Source organism: Shewanella sp. 10N.286.45.A1 (genome assembly GCF_041470405.1).
GTDB lineage: Bacteria > Pseudomonadota > Gammaproteobacteria > Enterobacterales > Shewanellaceae > Shewanella.
In genome coordinates, this window is sequence record NZ_JBFRMK010000191.1 from 1 (window position 1) to 1,780 (window position 1,780).

Consider the following 1,780-nt stretch of genomic DNA (forward strand, 5'->3'; position numbering starts at 1 on the left):
ATTTAACATTATTAAATAATATTAATCTGCCGCTAGATAATTAACATGAGGGGTGGGTTTGCCATACATTTTATTAACCATAACGTGAGAGTGATCAATAAATTCACAAAACTTAGTTGTAAACAAAATAAGATAAATCTAACAAATACCTACAAAGGAGTACACCTTAATGGGTAGCTTGTAAGCCAGTGTTTATCAGGGTTTTCTGTGTAAGTCTTTGTTCTAATTTAGAGCTATGCATTATTTATTACATATGTGTTTACCTGTCGATATGTTAATGAGTTGTAACTGCTTTTGGTTTTGTAGCGTGATTAGTTTAGATTGTAAATGAGGTTTATTAGTTAAATGCCTATCAGTATTAGTTTTTAATTTTTAAGGTTGGTTTTATTTTTTTTGTTTTATATATCTTGATAAAGATAATCTAGAGGAATAATAACAAACATTTTGTTTTTTACCTTTTAGCTGTTGTGGTAACCATTTTGTTTTGCTAGGAGTACTATTTTAAATAAAATTACTGTCAGTGCTAATAAATATTATATTAAAGTAGAATTAATTTAAGTAAGTCTGTTTTTCTACAGAGTGCATTTAAATTTAATAATAGCAAGGCGACTACTTTAACCTGGCTTGTCATGGAAAAGCTTACATCGGCAGCTATGATGTCGCTTTACGGCATTACTGTGATGGCTTCGGTGCTGTTTTACGTTTATATAAGCGATAACTAATGGCTAAGGTTAAGCAGATCCCGGCAGGAACGATCAAAGCGTAAAACTGAAATTGCTGAAATAACAAGGCGCCTAGCGCCCCGCCACAAATGAAGCCAGTAATTATGAGCAGAAACAGCACCGCTTTACGCCTGTCGAATCCCTCTCCTTTAAGCCAGCTTCCCAACATAATCCCAAGATCTGTAAAGATCCCGGTGACATGAGTGGTTCTGACAATGGCACCACTGTATGTTGTCGCGAGTGCATTTTGCAGTCCACAAGCTGCAGATGCCATGTAATGCCCCACAAAACTGCCTGCTTGTAGAAAGTAGATAGCACCGATTAATAGTAAACCTTCGACAACGAGTAAGGTGTCATAGTGACGCCCAAGTTTTACTGAACTGCCAGATAGCAATGCACCAGATAATGTCGCACCGATAATAAAACTGATAAGTATCCCAAGTAGGTGAAGCAGGGCGGTGGGGGAAGAACTGAGTAATTGAGTGCCCACTAAAGTCGCAGTACCTGAGAGGTGCGATACAGACTGGTGCTCGAAACCCAATAAACCAATGGCATTAACGCAGCCGGCAATCAACGCTAGCACAAAGGCCCCATATTCAACCCATTTGGGTAATTTTGATATCACGTACACTCCAGAGTTAGCCAAATTGGCCTGTCATTGTCGATGTTTGCTATGCCAGTGTTGCTAGGGCTGTTGGTCGCAGGGTATTGCTTAAGGTTCAGCGTCAGAGAGGTTGGTTGTTTTACCACTCTATTTTGCCGCTGATCCAGAGAGCAAACTGTATTGTTGCTCGCAAAACTGGACGCTGTAATAGCACTAGGTGAATAGCGAGGCTTTATGCTTAAGGCATTAACTCAATTCAGTGATCTCGAATATTGAACTGCGTGAGCTAGTCCACAGTTTAGAGTTACCCAGTTGCCATACTATCGAGTTATTGGCGTAGGCCAATAACTCACAATAGCCATTTAATTTTGGCTGATATCTCATAGGTGAATAGTGCCACCCATACTTAATGGCACAAATTGGAGCCTCCTACTAAGCTTGAACTGAGCATTGA

At 39.3% G+C, this 1,780-nt stretch carries 1 protein-coding gene; it reads right to left on the bottom strand.

All coding sequences use genetic code 11. The features are described from left to right. Positions 1-672 precede the first annotated feature (672 nt). Positions 673-1,347, bottom strand: coding sequence for a YoaK family protein (locus AB4238_RS14455; protein WP_372034047.1), 675 nt, complete (start codon positions 1,345-1,347; stop codon positions 673-675). Positions 1,348-1,780: the final 433 nt, after the last annotated feature.